General features: G+C 52.9%; 14 protein-coding genes. 6 read left to right on the forward strand and 8 right to left on the reverse strand.

The features are described from left to right. Positions 1-9 precede the first annotated feature (9 nt). The 4 genes from QUE34_RS24760 (at position 10) to gltP (ending at position 4352) form a co-directional block, all read left to right on the forward strand. Positions 10-1728: a heme lyase CcmF/NrfE family subunit gene (locus QUE34_RS24760; RefSeq protein WP_072001022.1), complete on the forward strand. Its 1719-nt coding sequence runs from the start codon at positions 10-12 to the stop codon at positions 1726-1728. Continuing rightward, positions 1721-2104, forward strand: a complete 384-nt coding sequence (gene nrfF / locus QUE34_RS24765; protein WP_001032533.1) for a heme lyase NrfEFG subunit NrfF — start codon at positions 1721-1723, stop codon at positions 2102-2104. Before QUE34_RS24760 ends, nrfF begins: the two co-directional genes overlap by 8 nt. Beyond that, positions 2101-2697 carry a heme lyase NrfEFG subunit NrfG gene (nrfG, locus tag QUE34_RS24770; protein ID WP_000812977.1) on the forward strand — a complete coding sequence of 199 codons (597 nt, stop codon included), beginning with the start codon at positions 2101-2103 and terminating at the stop codon, positions 2695-2697. Before nrfF ends, nrfG begins: the two co-directional genes overlap by 4 nt. A 341-nt stretch (positions 2698-3038) precedes the next feature. Further along, positions 3039-4352 carry a glutamate/aspartate:proton symporter GltP gene (gene gltP, locus QUE34_RS24775; protein ID WP_000789589.1) on the forward strand — a complete coding sequence of 438 codons (1314 nt, stop codon included), beginning with the start codon at positions 3039-3041 and terminating at the stop codon, positions 4350-4352. A 304-nt stretch (positions 4353-4656) separates the two neighbouring features. On the opposite strand, the gene yjcO is transcribed toward gltP, so the two are convergent. From yjcO to yjcS, 7 genes are all read right to left on the reverse strand, one after another. Then, the gene (gene yjcO / locus QUE34_RS24780) at positions 4657-5346 is read right to left on the reverse strand and encodes a Sel1 family TPR-like repeat protein YjcO (protein WP_000719886.1); all 690 of its coding nucleotides are present in this window, start codon (positions 5344-5346) and stop codon (positions 4657-4659) included. Positions 5347-5439: 93 nt separating this feature from the next. After that, positions 5440-7587 (reverse strand): formate dehydrogenase subunit alpha, encoded by a 2148-nt coding sequence (fdhF, locus tag QUE34_RS24785; RefSeq protein WP_001300547.1) that lies wholly within the window; start codon positions 7585-7587, stop codon positions 5440-5442. 197 nt (positions 7588-7784) lie between these two features. Next, positions 7785-9251 (reverse strand): multidrug efflux transporter outer membrane subunit MdtP, encoded by a 1467-nt coding sequence (mdtP, locus tag QUE34_RS24790; protein WP_032304306.1) that lies wholly within the window; start codon positions 9249-9251, stop codon positions 7785-7787. Next, entirely contained in the window at positions 9248-11299 is a 2052-nt protein-coding gene (gene mdtO / locus QUE34_RS24795) for a multidrug efflux transporter permease subunit MdtO (protein ID WP_032304308.1), read from the reverse strand. Before mdtO ends, mdtP begins: the two co-directional genes overlap by 4 nt. Further along, positions 11299-12330 carry a multidrug efflux transporter periplasmic adaptor subunit MdtN gene (gene mdtN, locus QUE34_RS24800; protein ID WP_105268552.1) on the reverse strand — a complete coding sequence of 344 codons (1032 nt, stop codon included), beginning with the start codon at positions 12328-12330 and terminating at the stop codon, positions 11299-11301. The genes mdtO and mdtN overlap by 1 nt, the downstream gene beginning before the upstream one ends. Positions 12331-12348: 18 nt before the next feature. Then, positions 12349-12624, reverse strand: coding sequence for a YtcA family lipoprotein (locus tag QUE34_RS24805; protein ID WP_001305715.1), 276 nt, complete (start codon positions 12622-12624; stop codon positions 12349-12351). 208 nt (positions 12625-12832) lie between these two features. After that, complete coding sequence (yjcS, locus tag QUE34_RS24810) at positions 12833-14818, reverse strand: alkyl sulfatase YjcS (protein ID WP_103253804.1); 1986 nt, start codon at positions 14816-14818, stop codon at positions 12833-12835. Between the two features lie 252 nt (positions 14819-15070). Between yjcS and QUE34_RS24815 the strand changes: the two genes are divergently transcribed. Further along, positions 15071-15388, forward strand: a complete 318-nt coding sequence (locus QUE34_RS24815; protein ID WP_001183291.1) for an RpiB/LacA/LacB family sugar-phosphate isomerase — start codon at positions 15071-15073, stop codon at positions 15386-15388. A 68-nt stretch (positions 15389-15456) separates the two neighbouring features. Further along, positions 15457-15786: a DDRRRQL repeat protein YjdP gene (yjdP, locus tag QUE34_RS24820; RefSeq protein ID WP_000819739.1), complete on the forward strand. Its 330-nt coding sequence runs from the start codon at positions 15457-15459 to the stop codon at positions 15784-15786. Positions 15787-15820: 34 nt separating this feature from the next. On the opposite strand, the gene phnP is transcribed toward yjdP, so the two are convergent. Next, on the reverse strand, positions 15821-16579 hold the full coding sequence (gene phnP, locus QUE34_RS24825) for a phosphonate metabolism protein PhnP (RefSeq protein WP_103253805.1): 759 nt from the start codon (positions 16577-16579) through the stop codon (positions 15821-15823).

Consider the following 16579-nt stretch of genomic DNA (forward strand, 5'->3'; position numbering starts at 1 on the left):
AGGTGGTTTCTGGACGTATTCCTTCCTGAAGTCGGTTTTCTGGCGTTGTTGTTAAGTCTTGGGGTCAACGTGTTGACCCCGTTGACAACCTTTGCGGGAGTGCGGTTGCGCTGGCCTGCCATGATGCGACTCACTTGCATCGGCACTCTGGCACAGTTCGCGCTCCTGCTGATCGCTTTTGGCGTACTGACGTATTGTTTTCTCATCAGCGATTTCTCGGTCATTTATGTCGCCCAACATAGCTACAGCCTGCTGTCGTGGGAACTCAAACTGGCGGCAGTGTGGGGAGGGCATGAAGGTTCGCTGCTACTTTGGGTGCTACTCCTTTCCGCGTGGAGCGCGCTGTTTGCCTGGCATTATCGGCAGCAAACCGATCCGCTATTTCCGCTGACGCTAGCCGTTTTATCTCTCATGCTCGCCGCACTGCTACTGTTTGTGGTGCTGTGGTCCGATCCCTTCGTGCGGATATTTCCACCAGCAATCGAAGGTCGCGATCTCAATCCGATGCTGCAACATCCCGGTCTTATCTTTCATCCACCGCTGCTTTATCTTGGCTATGGCGGTTTGATGGTAGCGGCGAGCGTGGCGCTGGCGAGTCTACTGCGCGGCGAGTTTGATGGTGTCAACGCCCGAATTTGCTGGCGTTGGGCACTACCTGGCTGGAGCGCATTAACGGCGGGGATCATCCTTGGTTCCTGGTGGGCCTATTGCGAACTGGGCTGGGGCGGCTGGTGGTTCTGGGACCCGGTGGAAAACGCCTCTTTATTACCCTGGCTTTCTGCCACTGCGCTGCTGCACAGTTTGTCCCTGACACGCCAGCGGGGGATTTTCCGCCACTGGTCGCTGTTACTGGCGATAGTTACTCTGATGCTGTCGCTGCTGGGCACCTTAATTGTCCGTTCTGGCATTCTGGTTTCGGTTCATGCGTTCGCACTGGATAACGTCCGCGCCGTGCCGTTGTTCAGCCTGTTTGCACTGATTAGCCTTGCGTCTCTGGCTCTGTATGGCTGGCGAGCGCGGGACGGTGGCCCGGCGGTGCGTTTTTCGGGGTTATCGCGGGAAATGTTAATCCTCGCTACGCTGTTGCTGTTTTGCGCAGTGCTACTGATAGTGCTGGTGGGAACGCTTTATCCGATGATTTACGGCCTGCTGGGCTGGGGACGCCTCTCCGTTGGCGCGCCGTATTTTAACCGCGCGACGTTACCGTTTGGTCTGTTGATGCTGGTGGTGATTGTGCTGGCGACGTTTGTCTCTGGCAAACGCGTGCAGCTTCCGGCGCTGCTGGCGCATGCGGGTGTGCTGTTATTTGCCGCGGGGATCGTGGTTTCAAGCGTCAGCCATCAGGAGATCAGCCTGAATTTACAGCCGGGTCAGCAGGTGACTCTGGCAGGATACACCTTCCGTTTTGAGCGCCTCGATCTGCAAGCCAAAGGCAATTACACCAGCGAAAAAGCGATAGTGGCGCTGTTTGACCATCAGCAACGCATTGGTGAATTAACGCCGGAGCGGCGTTTTTACGAAGCACGTCGTCAGCAAATGATGGAACCGTCAATTCGCTGGAACGGCATCCATGACTGGTATGCGGTCATGGGCGAGAAAACCGGACCGGATCGTTACGCTTTTCGTTTGTATGTACAACGCGGTGTGCGCTGGATCTGGGGGGGAGGATTGTTGATGATTGCGGGCGCATTGTTAAGCGGATGGCGGGGGAGGAAGCGCGATGAATAAAGGGCTTCTCACGCTACTGCTGTTATTTACCTGTTTTGCGCGCGCTCAGGTTGTAGACACCTGGCAATTCGCCAATCCGCAACAACAGGAACAGGCGTTAAATATTGCCAGCCAGTTACGCTGCCCGCAGTGCCAGAATCAGAACTTACTGGAATCCAATGCGCCGGTGGCAGTCAGTATGCGCCATCAGGTTTACAGCATGGTGGCGGAGGGGAAAAGTGAAGTCGAAATCATTGGCTGGATGACCGAACGCTACGGAGATTTTGTTCGCTATAACCCACCGTTAACCGGTCAGACGCTGGTGTTGTGGGCGCTGCCAGTGGTGTTGTTACTGCTGATGATACTGATCCTCTGGCGGGTAAGGGCGAAGCGATGAAACAGCCTCAAATACCGGTGAAAATGCTGACAACACTCACGATATTGATGGTATTTCTCTGTATCGGCAGTTATCTGTTAAGCCCAAAATGGCAGGCGGTACGTGCGGAGTATCAGCGTCAGCGCGATCCGCTACATCAGTTTGCCAGCCAGCAAACCCCGGAAGCGCAGCTTCAGGCATTGCAGGATAAAATCCGCGCTAATCCACAAAACAGCGAACAATGGGCGTTACTGGGCGAGTATTATCTGTGGCAAAACGATTACAGCAATTCGCTGCTGGCGTACCGTCAGGCGTTGCAACTACGTGGTGAGAACGCTGAACTGTATGCGGCGCTGGCGACGGTGCTTTATTACCAGGCCAGCCAGCATATGACCGCCCAGACTCGCGCAATGATCGACAAAGCCCTCGCGCTGGACTCTAACGAAATCACCGCTCTGATGCTGCTGGCTTCCGATGCGTTTATGCAGGCGAATTACGCGCAAGCCATCGAACTATGGCAAAAAGTGATGGATCTCAACTCACCCCGGATCAACCGGACACAGCTGGTCGAGTCGATTAATTTGGCGAAACTGTTGCAGCGGAGATCAGATTAATCATCTGGTGATGAAGATTATGTTATTGAGCTGCATAAAAAATAATCGAATGAACATATGCCCAAAATAATCACTAATCAGTATTATTGCAGGTTAAACAAATAAAAATCTTTCCATAACAAATGGTTATTCATTAATCCTGCCATAAACTCGCGTTATTATGCATTAATGCAGCGAAAAGCTCTGTTGTTAAAGGGTTGCGCAACATACCGCGCAAATGATACTGATCATAAGCGTTAAAAAAATCTACAAACCAACGCAACACAATTCATGCCCTGGCAGTATGTCACGTTCTCGCGTTTCTGAACGGGGAACGGCGCTCCATTGAGGAAGTTATTCTGATGAAAAATATAAAATTCAGCCTGGCCTGGCAGATTCTGTTTGCTATGGTGCTGGGCATTCTCCTGGGAAGCTACCTGCACTACCATAGCGACAGCCGCGACTGGCTGGTCGTCAATTTGCTCTCTCCGGCGGGTGATATCTTCATCCATCTGATCAAAATGATTGTTGTGCCGATTGTGATCTCCACGCTGGTGGTGGGTATCGCGGGTGTTGGTGATGCCAAACAGCTCGGGCGTATTGGCGCGAAAACCATTATCTATTTCGAGGTGATCACCACTGTCGCCATCATTCTGGGGATCACCCTGGCGAACGTCTTCCAGCCCGGTGCCGGGGTGGATATGTCGCAGCTGGCAACCGTCGATATCTCGAAATATCAGAGCACTACAGAAGCGGTACAGAGCAGTTCCCACGGTATTATGGGCACGATTTTGTCTCTGGTGCCGACGAACATTGTGGCGTCGATGGCGAAAGGCGAAATGTTACCGATCATCTTCTTCTCGGTACTGTTTGGTCTGGGGCTTTCCTCCCTGCCCGCGACGCATCGTGAACCGCTGGTGACCGTGTTCCGCTCCATCTCTGAAACCATGTTTAAAGTGACTCATATGGTGATGCGTTATGCGCCGGTGGGTGTGTTTGCGCTGATTGCGGTGACGGTGGCTAACTTTGGTTTCTCGTCTCTGTGGCCACTGGCGAAACTGGTGCTGCTGGTGCATTTCGCCATTCTGTTCTTCGCGCTGGTAGTGCTGGGAATTGTGGCGCGCCTGTGCGGGTTAAGCGTCTGGATCCTGATTCGTATTCTGAAAGATGAGCTGATTCTGGCGTACTCCACTGCCAGCTCTGAAAGCGTGTTGCCGCGAATTATTGAGAAGATGGAAGCCTACGGTGCACCGGCGTCGATCACCAGTTTCGTGGTGCCGACCGGTTACTCTTTTAACCTTGATGGTTCGACGCTGTATCAAAGTATTGCCGCTATTTTCATCGCGCAGTTGTATGGCATTGACCTGTCCATCTGGCAGGAAATCATTCTGGTGCTGACGCTGATGGTGACCTCGAAAGGGATTGCTGGCGTGCCGGGCGTGTCGTTTGTGGTGTTGCTGGCAACGCTGGGCAGCGTAGGGATCCCGCTGGAAGGTCTGGCGTTTATTGCCGGTGTTGACCGTATCCTCGACATGGCACGTACGGCACTGAATGTGGTGGGTAACGCGCTGGCGGTGCTGGTGATTGCCAAGTGGGAACACAAATTTGACCGTAAGAAAGCGCTGGCTTATGAGCGCGAAGTGCTGGGCAAATTTGATAAAACTGCGGATCAATAATTGAGGATTGCCGGGGACATACACCCGGCAATGTGTGGATGCCTGATGCGACGCTTGCCGCGTCTTATCAGGCCTACGCCAGACAGCGCAATAGCTTGATTTAGGGTGATTTTGTAGGTCGGATAAGGCGTTTACGCCGCATCCGACATCAATATCTGATGCGACGCTTACCGCGTCTTATCAGGCCTACGCCAGACTGCGCAATAGCCTGATTTAGCGTGATTTTGTAGGTCGGATAAGGCGTTTACGCCGCATCCGACATCAATGCCTGATGCGACGCTTGCCGCGTCTTATCAGGCCTACATTAACCGTTAGTTAATTTTTCAAACTCTTCACACCCGGTATCAAACCCTTCCATACAGCTCAGGTTCAGCCAGTGCAGCGCCTTCTGTTTGTTCTTCTCGATAAAACCTTCTTCACCATTTAAGAACATCATTCCCGCCCAGTACTCGGAATAACCGGTTCGGGAAATCGCAGAGCTGCGTTTGAAATACCAGGTTGCCTTGTCATCGTCGGCCTTAATGCCCACGCCGTTGGCGTAAATCAAACCAAGCAGCATTTGGGCATCGACGGCGGAGTCGTTCTCCAGATCTTCCGAGGCGTTTTCTAACAGCGAAATCGCCTTTGGATAATCCGGTTTACCCGCTTGAGTATTCACCAGAATATGCGCCAGCGTCACTTCACCTTCTTTACTGCCTGCTTGCGCCGCTTTCTCTGCAAGAACTTTTGCTTGTGGATAGTCCAGACTGACCGGATTGGTGATTTTGATCTGCGCTAACAGTGCGCAGGCATCAGCATCACCGCTGTCGGCGGCTTTCTGTGCCCAATATTCGGCTTTGCTCAAATCGCCGGAGCTAAACCAGCTGTCGGCAAGAAAATATTGTGCGCGTCGGTCCCCGGCCTCTGCTGCCTTTAAATACTGACTGCCAGGCTCGGAGTCGTTCGCGTGGGCAAAGAATGTCAAAAACAACATCAATGCGATAATTTTTTTCATTTTGATAATACGATTGGGTAGGGAGTGACCAGTATAAAGAGTTCGAATGGATAAAAAAACAGCCTCCAACAGGAGGCTGTAGAAAGGACTGTATTACGCCAATGCCGCTTCGCGCAGGCGAGTTTTCAACTTGTTGTACTCGTCAATCACGTACTGCTCGGCGGCGCGCTGATCGGCGATCGGCTCGACGCGCACGGCGCAGTATTTGTATTCCGGCGTTTTCGTAATCGGGCTTAAGTTTTCGGTAACCAGCTCGTTACAGGCACCAATCCACCACTGGTAGGTCATGTAAATCGCCCCTTTGTTCGGACGATCGCTGACCTGCGCACGGGTGATAATTTTGCCTTTACGCGAGTGCACCCAAACCAATGCCTCATCTTCAATACCCAGACGTTTGGCGTCTTCGGTATTGATTTGTGCGTAGCCAGGTTCATCAGCCAGCGCCGCCAGTGCCGCACAGTTACCGGTCATCGAACGGCAAGAGTAGTGACCGACTTCACGCACCGTTGACAGTACCATCGGATACTCGTCGGTGAGTTTGTCGATTGGCGCTACCCAGTCGCAGGTGAAGAACTGCGCCAGACCGTTCGGGGTATCAAACTTCTCTTTAAACAAATAAGAAGTCCCCTGATCGGCATCTGAAGTATCGCGGCAAGGCCACTGAATGAAGCCCAGTTCGCCCATTTTCTCGTAAGTCGCACCGTAGAAATCCGGGCACAGGTGACGCAACTCGTCCCAGATCTCCTGGGTGTTGTTGTAGTGCATCGGATAACCCATACGGGTGGCGATTTCACTGATAATCTGCCAGTCCGTTTTCAGATCCCACTTCGGTTCAACCGCCTTGAAGAAACGCTGGAAGCCACGGTCAGCCGCAGTAAACACGCCTTCATGCTCGCCCCACGACGTTGACGGTAAAATGACATCCGCCGCCGACGCGGTTTTGGTCATAAAGATGTCCTGAACGATGACCAGTTCCAGATCTTCAAAGGCTTTACGTACTGCCGACAGCTCCGCGTCAGTTTGTAGCGGATCTTCGCCCATAATGTACGCGGCACGCACTTCACCATGCGCTGCGCGATGCGGCAGCTCGCTGATGCGATAACCGGTATGTGCTGGCAAACTCTCTACACCCCAGGCTTTGGCGAATTTCTCGCGGTTAGCCGGATCTTTCACGTACTGGTAGCCAGGGTAAGTATCTGGCAGCGCGCCCATATCGCAGGCACCCTGCACGTTGTTTTGCCCACGAACCGGGTTTACACCCGCATGCGGCTTACCGAGGTTACCAGTCAGCATCGCGAGGCTGGTCAGAGAACGCACGGTTTCCACGCCCTGGTAGAACTGGGTTACACCCATGCCCCACAGGATGGCGGCGCTTTTCGCCTGGGCATACATCCGAGCCGCCTGACGAATCTCACTGGCGCTGACGCCGGTGATATCTTCAACCGACTCCGGCGTGTAGCCTTCAACGATTTTACGATACTCTTCAAAGCCTTCTGTACGGGAAGCGACGAACGCTTTGTCGTACAGATTTTCTTCAATAATGACATGGCCCATCGCATTCAACAGCGCGATATTCGAGCCGTTTTTCAGTGCAATGTGCATGTCAGCAATGCGCGCAGTTTCAATTTTGCGCGGATCGCAGACGATAATTTTCGCCCCGTTACGTTTAGCGTTAATTACGTGATTCGCCACGATAGGGTGGGAATCCGCCGGGTTGTACCCGAAAACGAACACTAAATCGGTATTATCAATTTCGTTAATAGCATTGCTCATTGCGCCATTACCGACCGATTGGTGCAGACCTGCAACCGATGGGCCGTGTCAGACACGAGCGCAGCAGTCAACGTTATTGGTACCAATAACGGCGCGCGCAAATTTTTGCATTACATAGTTGGTTTCGTTACCCGTACCACGCGAGGAGCCGGTCGTCTGGATGGCATCCGGACCGTACTTCTCTTTGATGGCGCTCAGGCGCTCGGCAACGTAATTCAGTGCCTCATCCCAGGAAACAGGTTCGAGTTTGCCGCCACGCTGGCGACGAATCATGGGGGTTTTCAGGCGCGGGGTCAGGATCTGGGTATCGTTAATGAAGTCCCAGCCATAATAACCCTTCAGACACAGGGTACCCTGGTTGGTTTTCCCCTGCGCTGCCTCCGCCCGGACGATTTTGCCGTTATCGACGACCAGGTTGATTTTGCAACCTGATGCGCAATAGGGGCAAACCGTGACGACTTTTTTCATCGGTCTCGCTCCAGTTAATCAAATCACGCATACGCGCTCTCGACTACAGTATGCATCTTTTATGCCACATTTTATTTGGGGTCATTCCCTGATATTACGGGCACTATTTGTTCAAAACTCTGACGAAAAACAGGCTGTCGTCAGTTTTGACGTGACGAAACGAAATACCGCGTGACAGCCATCACGCGGCTGACATTTTATTTTTTCTCGAAGACGGGAGCCGCCTGATACCCGCCACCCAGCGATTTCATCAACTGAATGCTTTGGATCACCCGGCGGCTGTCCAGCATCAGTAATGACATCTCCTCGGCAAGCACAGGCAACCGGGCTTCGGTGGCCTGTAAGCGGCTGGTTAAGCCGCGTTGATAGGCGGCCTCGGCAGCGCGCTGGGTGAAGCGCGTTGCTTCCACGCGTTCAGCCTGCATCTCTCGCTCGTCGTTGAGCGTTTGCAGACGCGTGCCGTTGACGGCAACGTCGCGCACCGCATTCAGCACTGACTGGTTGTAACGTTCAATCATCATGTTGCTGGCGGCGCGCGTGCCTTCGAGATTGGCATTCAACCGTCCACCGTCAAACAGCGGCAATTTCAGACCAGGAATGAAGTTGAACTGGCGACTGGTTTTTTTGAATAAGGTATCCAGGTGGATAGAATCCAGGCCGAAAAACGCTTTGATATCAAAGCTCGGATAGAACAGCGCCCGCGCGGAATCCACCTGATCTAATGACGCCTGAACATACCAGCGCATGGCTTGCAGATCCGGGCGTCTGGCGAGCAACTCATAAGAGAGTGTCGCCGGAATACCGGTCTGGACTTGCGGTAATGCCACCGGTTTGATCTCCGGCATATCGCTGGCTCCTGCGCCAATCAATGCACGCAGAGATTCTCGCGTTTCGGTGATTTGCCCTTTAACGGCAGCAATTTGTTTATCGACCGCCAGAATCTGCGCCCGCGCGCCGTGGAAAGGCACTTGCGCTTCCAGGCCGTGCGCCACTTTGCTCTGGTGCGCTTTCACCGCGTAATCAATCACATCGCGAGTTTGTTCTAACAGATCGAGCATCTGATAGCTGGCCTGCATACTGTAATAAAGCTGCGCTACGCCCGTGGTCAGCGATAGCTCTACTGCTGCGGTTTCTGCCAGCGCTGCATTATGCGCGCCAATGGCGGCGGCAACCGCTGAGCGATGCACACCCCACAAATCAAGATCCAGTCCGGCAAACAAACCGACTGTGGCTTCCGTATAGTACGGCCCGTCCATACCCAGTGCTGGCGCATCCATAGCATAAGGGCTTAAAAAGCCGTTCGCCGAGACACGTTGGCGGTTGAGCATCCCTAACGCTGCGACCTGTAATTGTGAACCGGCATCTAACAAATCGGCCTGCGACTGCGCTTTTTCTTCCCGCAGTTTCGCTTCGGCGAGGGTGTGTGAACCACTTAGCGTCCGTTGGATCAAAGCATCCAACTGCGGGTCATTGAGTTGTTTCCACCACTGCGCCTGCGGCCAACCGGAGCTGGCAAGATGAATATCATCGGCCAGTTTGATTTGTTCCGGTTTGAGCTGTTGATGAGGCGCAGAATCCTTACGTACCAGGGCACAGCCGGAAATCAGCGTCGTGCTGCCGAGAATGCTGCACAACAGCAGGCGTGAAAGTTGACGATTGATCATTGCGTGGCTCCTTGTGCCTGTTCCGTGGCGGGCGTTAATGCCGGGGCTGTCCAGTCTGGCAAGCGGGCGAAAAGCTGGCAGACGTGTTGCTCCTGTTTTAATAAGGTCGGCAGAATGGCCTGCGAGGCGGGTGTTTCTTCAAGCGTTATTTGAGGAGAACGACTGAATGCGCTTGCCAGGCCGGCGGCGTATTTCTCCAGTGCGTCGGCAAACAGGCCTGCTCTGTCCGGCTGTAGTGCGTTATCCAGCGCCTGCGCCGAGTTCCAGGTTGCATCCCAGGCGTGAAGAATATCGCGGCCCTGACGAATAACCGTTTGCGAACGTTCAATCAGTAACGCGCGTTCTTCGCTATCCAGTTGACGTTCCAGCGCCACGCGTTGGCACATCTCTTCACAGGCATTAAACGCCGCATGCAGACCTATGCGAATTTGCAGATAAGTGCGCAGAGCCGTGACTTCCTGCTGGCGTGGGATCCGCATTACTTTACTCAACATACCCAGCGCGCCAGCCAGTTTTTGCGGCAGTGTGCGCGCTTCACTTTCAGGCCAGACAAAGGTGTAAATCACCGCGGACACCACGGTACCAATGATGATACCCAGGGCGCGATCGCGAATTTCCACCAGGTCGTACACCGGGCCAAAAACGTTTTCGAGCGTGGCGAGCGCGAAGGTGACCACCATCTGTGTGCCGATATAAGAAGAGCGTTCAGAGCTGGTGGCAATCCATGCGCCCAACAGGAAAATCGGTGCCAGCACAAACAGCAATTCGACAATATTGTCCAGCCAGGGCATGACCAGTAGCGTGAATAACAGCGCCAGAATTGCGCCGCAAAAAGCCCCGCCAAAACGCAACACCATCTTCTGGTACGACGAACCGACATTGGGGTTAGCGACGATCACGCAGGTCAGCATACAGGTGTGAATGCCTTCCCAGTCCACGCCGCTGTAGAAGGTGTAACAGATCAAACAGGCGAGCAGCGTTTTTACCGCGTAGCGCATATAGTCTGGATTGGTAAAAGCATCGGCGACCATTGATGGCGGTTTGGCGGCGGGCGTTGGCGGCGTATTCGGGTCCATCTGACCCAGTTGCAACAATGTCTGGCAGATATTCTCCAGGTTACATTCCCGTGCCGCCATCGCTTCACTTTCAGTGATCCGCCAGTCGCTTTGCCAGCACTGACCTTCGGCAATGGCATGCTGCAGTTTGTTGATTTCTGAGGCTAATTTTTGCCGAAATTCAATAATTGCCTGAGAATCAGCAAAAGAGGTGGGATCGTAGCGATTCAGCGTCGAGTAAATGTAGGTTACCGTTGCCACGCAGCTTTGCCACCATGCGCTCTGAGTTCGCCAGTTGGCATCGTCCGCGAGGCAAAAGACATTGAGTTTTTGCAGCGCCAGCGCCTCTCTTTCAATCCGCGTTTCGGGTAGCGGTGCGAGGCTGTCCGTCAGGTGGCTAATGGCATCATCAAGCCGATCATTAAGCACCTGATGCATCTGCGTGATAGCGCGGCTGGGAAACCACAGCACGCCGATTAACGTCATCAATAACGTCGGGTAGAGGCCGACAACAATACACCACAGGGTTAAGCGCACGACCACTTCCGGATAGTCGAGCATGGCGGGGAAGGTTTGCCCGTAAATAGCGACAATGGCGACGGCGAAAAAGACCAGCCCCAACCGATGGGTGCGCATCAAAAACATACAGCCCATCAGGATCGGTCCGGCAATGATCAATCGGATCAACGGTTCGCCATATGACCATTTGTAGATCAAAAACAGGCTGGCGATTTCCAGCATCGTGGCGACCACAAACAAGATCGCGACAAATTTGGTGTAAAACGCGTTCGACTGAATACCGTAAAACAGCACTGCCAGTGATAACGCCACAAAAGGGATCTCAAAAGTCATCGAGATCAGAATCACCAGCAAGCAGCCTACCCAGAGTTGCATAGTCTGCGGCACGCGACCTGGTCGCCGCTCGCTTAACTCTTCATGAAAGAACGCCAGCAGCCTGACCACCGGTAATGGCAGGGAGTTGAGCGCGCTCATTATTGCGGCTCAAGATTAGCGACTGCCGAAGCGCCGATGCGGAACATTTCCGGGTCAGGTTTTTCAACCATGATTTTGACCGGAAAACGCTGGGCAACGCGGACCCAGTTAATAGAACGAGACACTTTCGGCAGGCCGCCCAGCACCAGGCCGCCGTCATCCGGTAGCACGCCGTAGCCAATCGAATCCACTTTACCTGCGAAGGTTTTGCCGCTGTCGCTCATCAGGCGAATCGTTGCGGGTGTACCCGAGCGAATATTTTTCAGATCGGTTTCGCGGAAGTTGGCGATCACGTACCAGTGACGGGTGTCGATTAGGGTGAAAATAGGGCGCATGGCAGAAGCAAATTGCCCAACCGAAGTTTTGAGGGAAATGACTCGGCCATCAAACGGCGCGCGAACGGTTGCCATTTCCAGATGCAACTTGGTCAGGGCGATATCCGCTTCAACAGCTGCACGTTGGGCAACGAGTGCATCAATGCCGCTGACAGCGCTGGCGGCTGACTGCGCCTGTAACAATACGGCATTAAGATCTGCTTCTGCCGCACGCTGTGCGGTTCTTGCGCGGTCAACGTCTTCCGCTGAGACAAAACCTTCTTTCAGTAATGGCTCGGTGCGGCGTAATGTATCGCTGGCCTGTTTCGCGGCGGCACGGGCTTTTTCTACCGTGGCATTAACCGAGTCGGCACCAAACTGTTGTGCGTCAACGCTACGCTGGGTGAGCATAATTTGCTTATCCAGCGCCGCGAGGGAGGCTTCGGCTTTCGCCAGATTGGCTTCGTACGGGCGCGGGTCGATGCGGAACAGCAAATCGCCCTGTTTCACCGCCTGGTTGTCGGTGACCGCCAGTTCTACAATGCGACCGCTGACTTCCGGCACCACATCAATGGTATCTGCTGACGCGTAGGCGTCATTAGTTGATGGCGCACTGTCTACGCGCCAGATAACGAAAACAAGGGCAACCAGCGCCAACGCAACCACTAACAGAGCAGGGAATTTACTGCGAGGAGCTTTTTTCGGCGTACTTTCCATGAGCGCGTCTCAAATAGATTAGAAAAATGCCAGCCAGAACAGCATGGCGTAGAGAGCAAAAAGGGCGGTATAAATAATTCCGACAAATGCCAGATTGATATTTGCCCGCTGAATAATTCGCCTCGTGATGAGCGTCAAAATAAGGCTGGCAATGGCGCAGAAAAACCAGCTGGGATAATAAGCGCCGATCACCGGGATTGCCGGAGATAATGAGCATCCCGAAACCATGAAGACGGGAATTATCCAGGCTGTTTTTTTGAGTTGCATCGCCATGCGAGAGAGAACTGTTGGCATATTAAATACATCCTGTCTGCTGCGAACAATATCTGTAGTGAATATCAATATCCATTGAAGGCGTCAGTATGGCTATTTTCTCGATGAATAAAAATAGCTTTATTCAGCCACCGCATTCATAACTTATATATTTTATGTATTAATTGGTTGTATGTATTTTTAAAATAAATACTTTTGGGGGCTTAAGCGCCCCCAAAAGTGAGTGGCATTAATTTGGGGTTACGATATTCACCCACAAATCGAAATTATCCAGACAGGCAATAATTTCTTCCAGTTTCGCGCCATTGCCAATAATTTTGGCTTTCTTCGCTTTTACCAGATCCGCTATTTTGGCTTGTCCGGTCAGCACGGCGTGAAGATCTTCACGGCTGATGTAGAAAGAGGCGTTGGCTTCAGGTTGCAGCGTTTTACGGTAGTTAAGCACGCTATCGTTCAGCGTCAGGTTGAGGTTATCGCCGTTGCTCATATTGAAGTTCAGGCTGATATTCTTACCTGCGGCTTTCGCGCTATCGAGGCGAACGGCCATAAAGTCGAACAGCATTTCGACCGACATCCCGCGAAGGGTGTCCGGAGAACCGGTGGTGCCGTGGCTGAACTTATGCACCCCTTCGCGCAGCTCTTTTGCGCCGGTCAGGTAGAAACCGCGCCAGGTGGCGGACTCGGCCTGATAACCCAACTGTTCAAAGTTATTTGCTTGCAGATTCTTCGCCACCTGGTCACCCGGATTGGCGGCAATCAATTGTTTCAGCAACTCTGCTGACCAGCGGTAATCCCCTTGCTTGTTCGCTTCTTGCGCCAGGTTGATGACACGGGCGGAACCGCCCAGCGCTTTCACGTAACGTTTGCCCATCTCCACCTGACCGTACGGATGTAGGTTAGCTGGATTGCCGTCATAATAGCCGAGATAGAAGTTATACACTGCACGGGCGTTGTGGCTAACAGAACCGTAATAGCCGCGGCTGGCCCAGTTATTGGCAAGCGCAGGTGGCAGCTTAATCATGTCGCCGATTTCATTCATGGTGTAACCCTGGTTCGCCAGGTGCAGGGTCTGGTCGTGAATGTATTTGATAGTATCGCGATATTTACCAATATAATCATTGATATGCTTATTGCCCCAGACCGGCCAGGTGTGCGGCATAAACAGTACTTCCGCGTCGTTACCCCACATATCCAGCGTTTCGTTCAGATACGCTGTCCACTTGCTGGTATCGCGGGTTTTCGCGCCGCGCAGGGTGTAGAAGTTGTGCAGGGTATGCGTGGCGTTTTCGGCGGTACACAGGGCTTTCAGGGCCGGAATATAGAAGTGCATTTCGGCTGGCGCTTCGCTACCCGGAGTCATCAGAAAGTCAAACTCCAGACCGTCGATAACCATCTTCTCGCCAGTTCTGACAATCGTTTTGGTTGGCGCAATAATGCTCGGGTCGCCCGTTGCCAGCGTCACGCCCAGGCCGTTGCCCACGTTGCCTTGCGCGTTGTGCGGCAGTAACAGACCGTAAGAGTAGAGCGCACGGCGGCTCATGATGTTACCCGCCAGCACGTTTTCGCTGATGGCTTCGTCCATAAAGCCTGCCGGAGCGATCACCTGCACTTTGCCAGATTTAACATCCGCTTCAGAGATAATGCCTTTCACACCGCCATAATGGTCGGCGTGGCTGTGGGTGTAAATAACAGCAACAATCGGTTTTTGCGGACGATGCTGGAAGTAAAGGTCAAGTGCGGCTTTTGCGGCAGGCGGTGTCACCAGTGGGTCGATAACAATAATGCCTTTCTCGCCCTCAACGAATGTAATGTTAGAGATATCCTGGCCGCGCACCTGATACATTTTATCGGTGACTTTGAACAGGCCAGAAATGCCGTTGATCTGCGACTGACGCCACAGGCTGGGGTTTACGGTTTCCGGCGCAGCGGCATTAATATCAAATTTGTAATCATCCGCGCGGTAGTAAACTTTGCCATTCGCATCGCGCAGAATACCTTCATCCAGCAGCGGGGCGATAAATCCGCGCTGGGCATCGTCAAAATCCTGACGATCGCTAAACGGTAATGATTTGGCGTAATTCTGATTAACCTGTTGGGTATATTGAGTGGCGGCTTTCGCTTCATCTGTTGCGTGAGCGGTATTTACCATCATGCCGCTGGCGGCAGTTAACGCAATAACAATCCTGCTCAAACGGAATAACCGAGAGTTATTCATATAAATCTCCATTTATCATTTGTGTCGTAAATATGTAATCCATGCAAAATACGTCATTTAAAGCTGGCGTTATCATAATTGGGAAATTGCGATTTTAATAAGTGGAAGTGTGAGCGGAACGAGCCATTTTATTAGGCATTTGTGCTGAAGAGGGAAAAGTATGCGAATTTATTATCTCTGTAAATAATATGAGGTGTTTTATATATTTATTATATATATTGTACTTCGGCAAATACTGAGCACAATTAATCAATGCAACCGGTGTTTCTTATTAAAAAACGTACCGGAGCAATGGGCGGTCATGTCGCTGGCACCGCAGGATTCTGCGTTGCTGTGCCAGCCTTTTATTCATGGTCAATGAGTGAGGGGATTGATAAAGAAACCAGGTCGTCAGAGCGCACTGATTATCCGCATTACGCCAGTGAAGTTGCACTGGCTTTTGGTTCACGAGTGGTTGGCCTCGAACTGGCAAAAATGATTGTGGATGCGTGGCTGGGCGCGCAGTACGAAGGCGGTCGTCATCAACAACGTGTGGAGGCGATTACGGCAATAGAGCAGCGGAAAAATTGAGATTCATCCACTACTTGCATGGATGAGTAATGACTAATGTGGATAGAGTTTCTTTTTGAGGTTGGCTAATGAAACGTTTTCCGCTATTTCTTTTATTCACCCTGCTCACGCTGTCCACCGTTCCGGCCCAGGCCGATATTATCGACGACACCATTGGTAATATTCAGCAGGCGATTAACGATGCTTATAACCCTGACCGTGGGCGAGACTATGAAGATTCGCGCGACGACGGCTGGCAGCGTGAAGTGAACGACGATCGGCGCAGACAATATGACGATCGCCGCCGCCAGTTTGAAGATCGCCGCAGGCAGCTGGACGATCGCCAGCGCCAGCTGGATCAGGAGCGTCGGCAGCTAGAAGATGAAGAGCGGAGAATGGAAGATGAGTATGGGCGGTGATGTTGAGTTTAGAGCAGGCATCGCCCCTCACCCATCACTCCACCCCAATCTCCATCCCATCAAACCCCGCCTCAAACCCTGACGGCAGTACGTTCTCCATCAGCCACACATCAAGCTGATGGCTGATATGTGTCAGAACCACGCGCGGCGAGCGGATAACTTCATTCAGCGCCAGCACGGTGTTTAAATCACAGTGATTGCGTGGCGAATTCGCGCGCGGTGGGTGACTGCAATCAATCACCATCACCTGCGGCTGATTATTGCGTAAAAATTTCACCGTTTTTTCCGGCAGGCCTGCGGTGTCAGACAGCCACGCCACCCGGCTATGTGCCGTTTCCAGTAGATAGCCGAAAGTGAGTTTCGAATGGTTGAGCGGCAGCGGCGTGACCTGTAATCCCTGCAAATCAAACATCACAAATGGCTCCACCGTGTGGCTGAAATCAAGCAGGCCCGGATGTTTAAACAGATCGTCGCAGCCCTGTTCATCCGGCGGGCCGTAGACCGGGATCGAATCGCCCACGCCCCAGCGCAGCGGAAACAGCCCCTGCACGTGATCCATATGGTAGTGTGTCAGCAAAAACTGCTGGAACGATCCGGGCGACCAGCGATCGGCGAGACCGTGCAGCCCGGCGTCGATCAGGGTGATCGCGTCGTTAAACTTCACGACGCCGCTGCATGGCTGGCGGCGATACTGCGGTGAGCGCCGCGCTCTGGCGCAGGCCGCGCACTCACAGCCCCATGCGGGAACACCCTGTGCGCCGCCAGTGCCAGTAAGTGTGAGGGTCAGGCTCAT

Origin of the sequence: Escherichia sp. KS167_9B (assembly GCF_030295215.1) — a bacterium.
GTDB classification, from domain to species: Bacteria; Pseudomonadota; Gammaproteobacteria; order Enterobacterales; family Enterobacteriaceae; genus Escherichia; species Escherichia coli_F.

Bases quoted from the DNA above. Each gene is read 5' to 3' on its own strand.
- yjdP (WP_000819739.1), top strand. From the start codon at position 15,457: ATGAAACGTTTTCCGCTATTTCTTTTATTCACCCTGCTCACGCTGTCC.
- yjcO (WP_000719886.1), bottom strand. From the start codon at position 5,346: ATGAAAAAAATTATCGCATTGATGTTGTTTTTGACATTCTTTGCCCAC.
- yjcS (WP_103253804.1), bottom strand. From the start codon at position 14,818: ATGAATAACTCTCGGTTATTCCGTTTGAGCAGGATTGTTATTGCGTTA.
- nrfG (WP_000812977.1), top strand. From the start codon at position 2,101: ATGAAACAGCCTCAAATACCGGTGAAAATGCTGACAACACTCACGATA.
- QUE34_RS24805 (WP_001305715.1), bottom strand. From the start codon at position 12,624: ATGCCAACAGTTCTCTCTCGCATGGCGATGCAACTCAAAAAAACAGCC.
- mdtO (WP_032304308.1), bottom strand. From the start codon at position 11,299: ATGAGCGCGCTCAACTCCCTGCCATTACCGGTGGTCAGGCTGCTGGCG.
- mdtP (WP_032304306.1), bottom strand. From the start codon at position 9,251: ATGATCAATCGTCAACTTTCACGCCTGCTGTTGTGCAGCATTCTCGGC.
- phnP (WP_103253805.1), bottom strand. From the start codon at position 16,579: ATGAGCCTGACCCTCACACTTACTGGCACTGGCGGCGCACAGGGTGTT.
- QUE34_RS24815 (WP_001183291.1), top strand. From the start codon at position 15,071: ATGCAACCGGTGTTTCTTATTAAAAAACGTACCGGAGCAATGGGCGGT.
- gltP (WP_000789589.1), top strand. From the start codon at position 3,039: ATGAAAAATATAAAATTCAGCCTGGCCTGGCAGATTCTGTTTGCTATG.
- nrfF (WP_001032533.1), top strand. From the start codon at position 1,721: ATGAATAAAGGGCTTCTCACGCTACTGCTGTTATTTACCTGTTTTGCG.
- mdtN (WP_105268552.1), bottom strand. From the start codon at position 12,330: ATGGAAAGTACGCCGAAAAAAGCTCCTCGCAGTAAATTCCCTGCTCTG.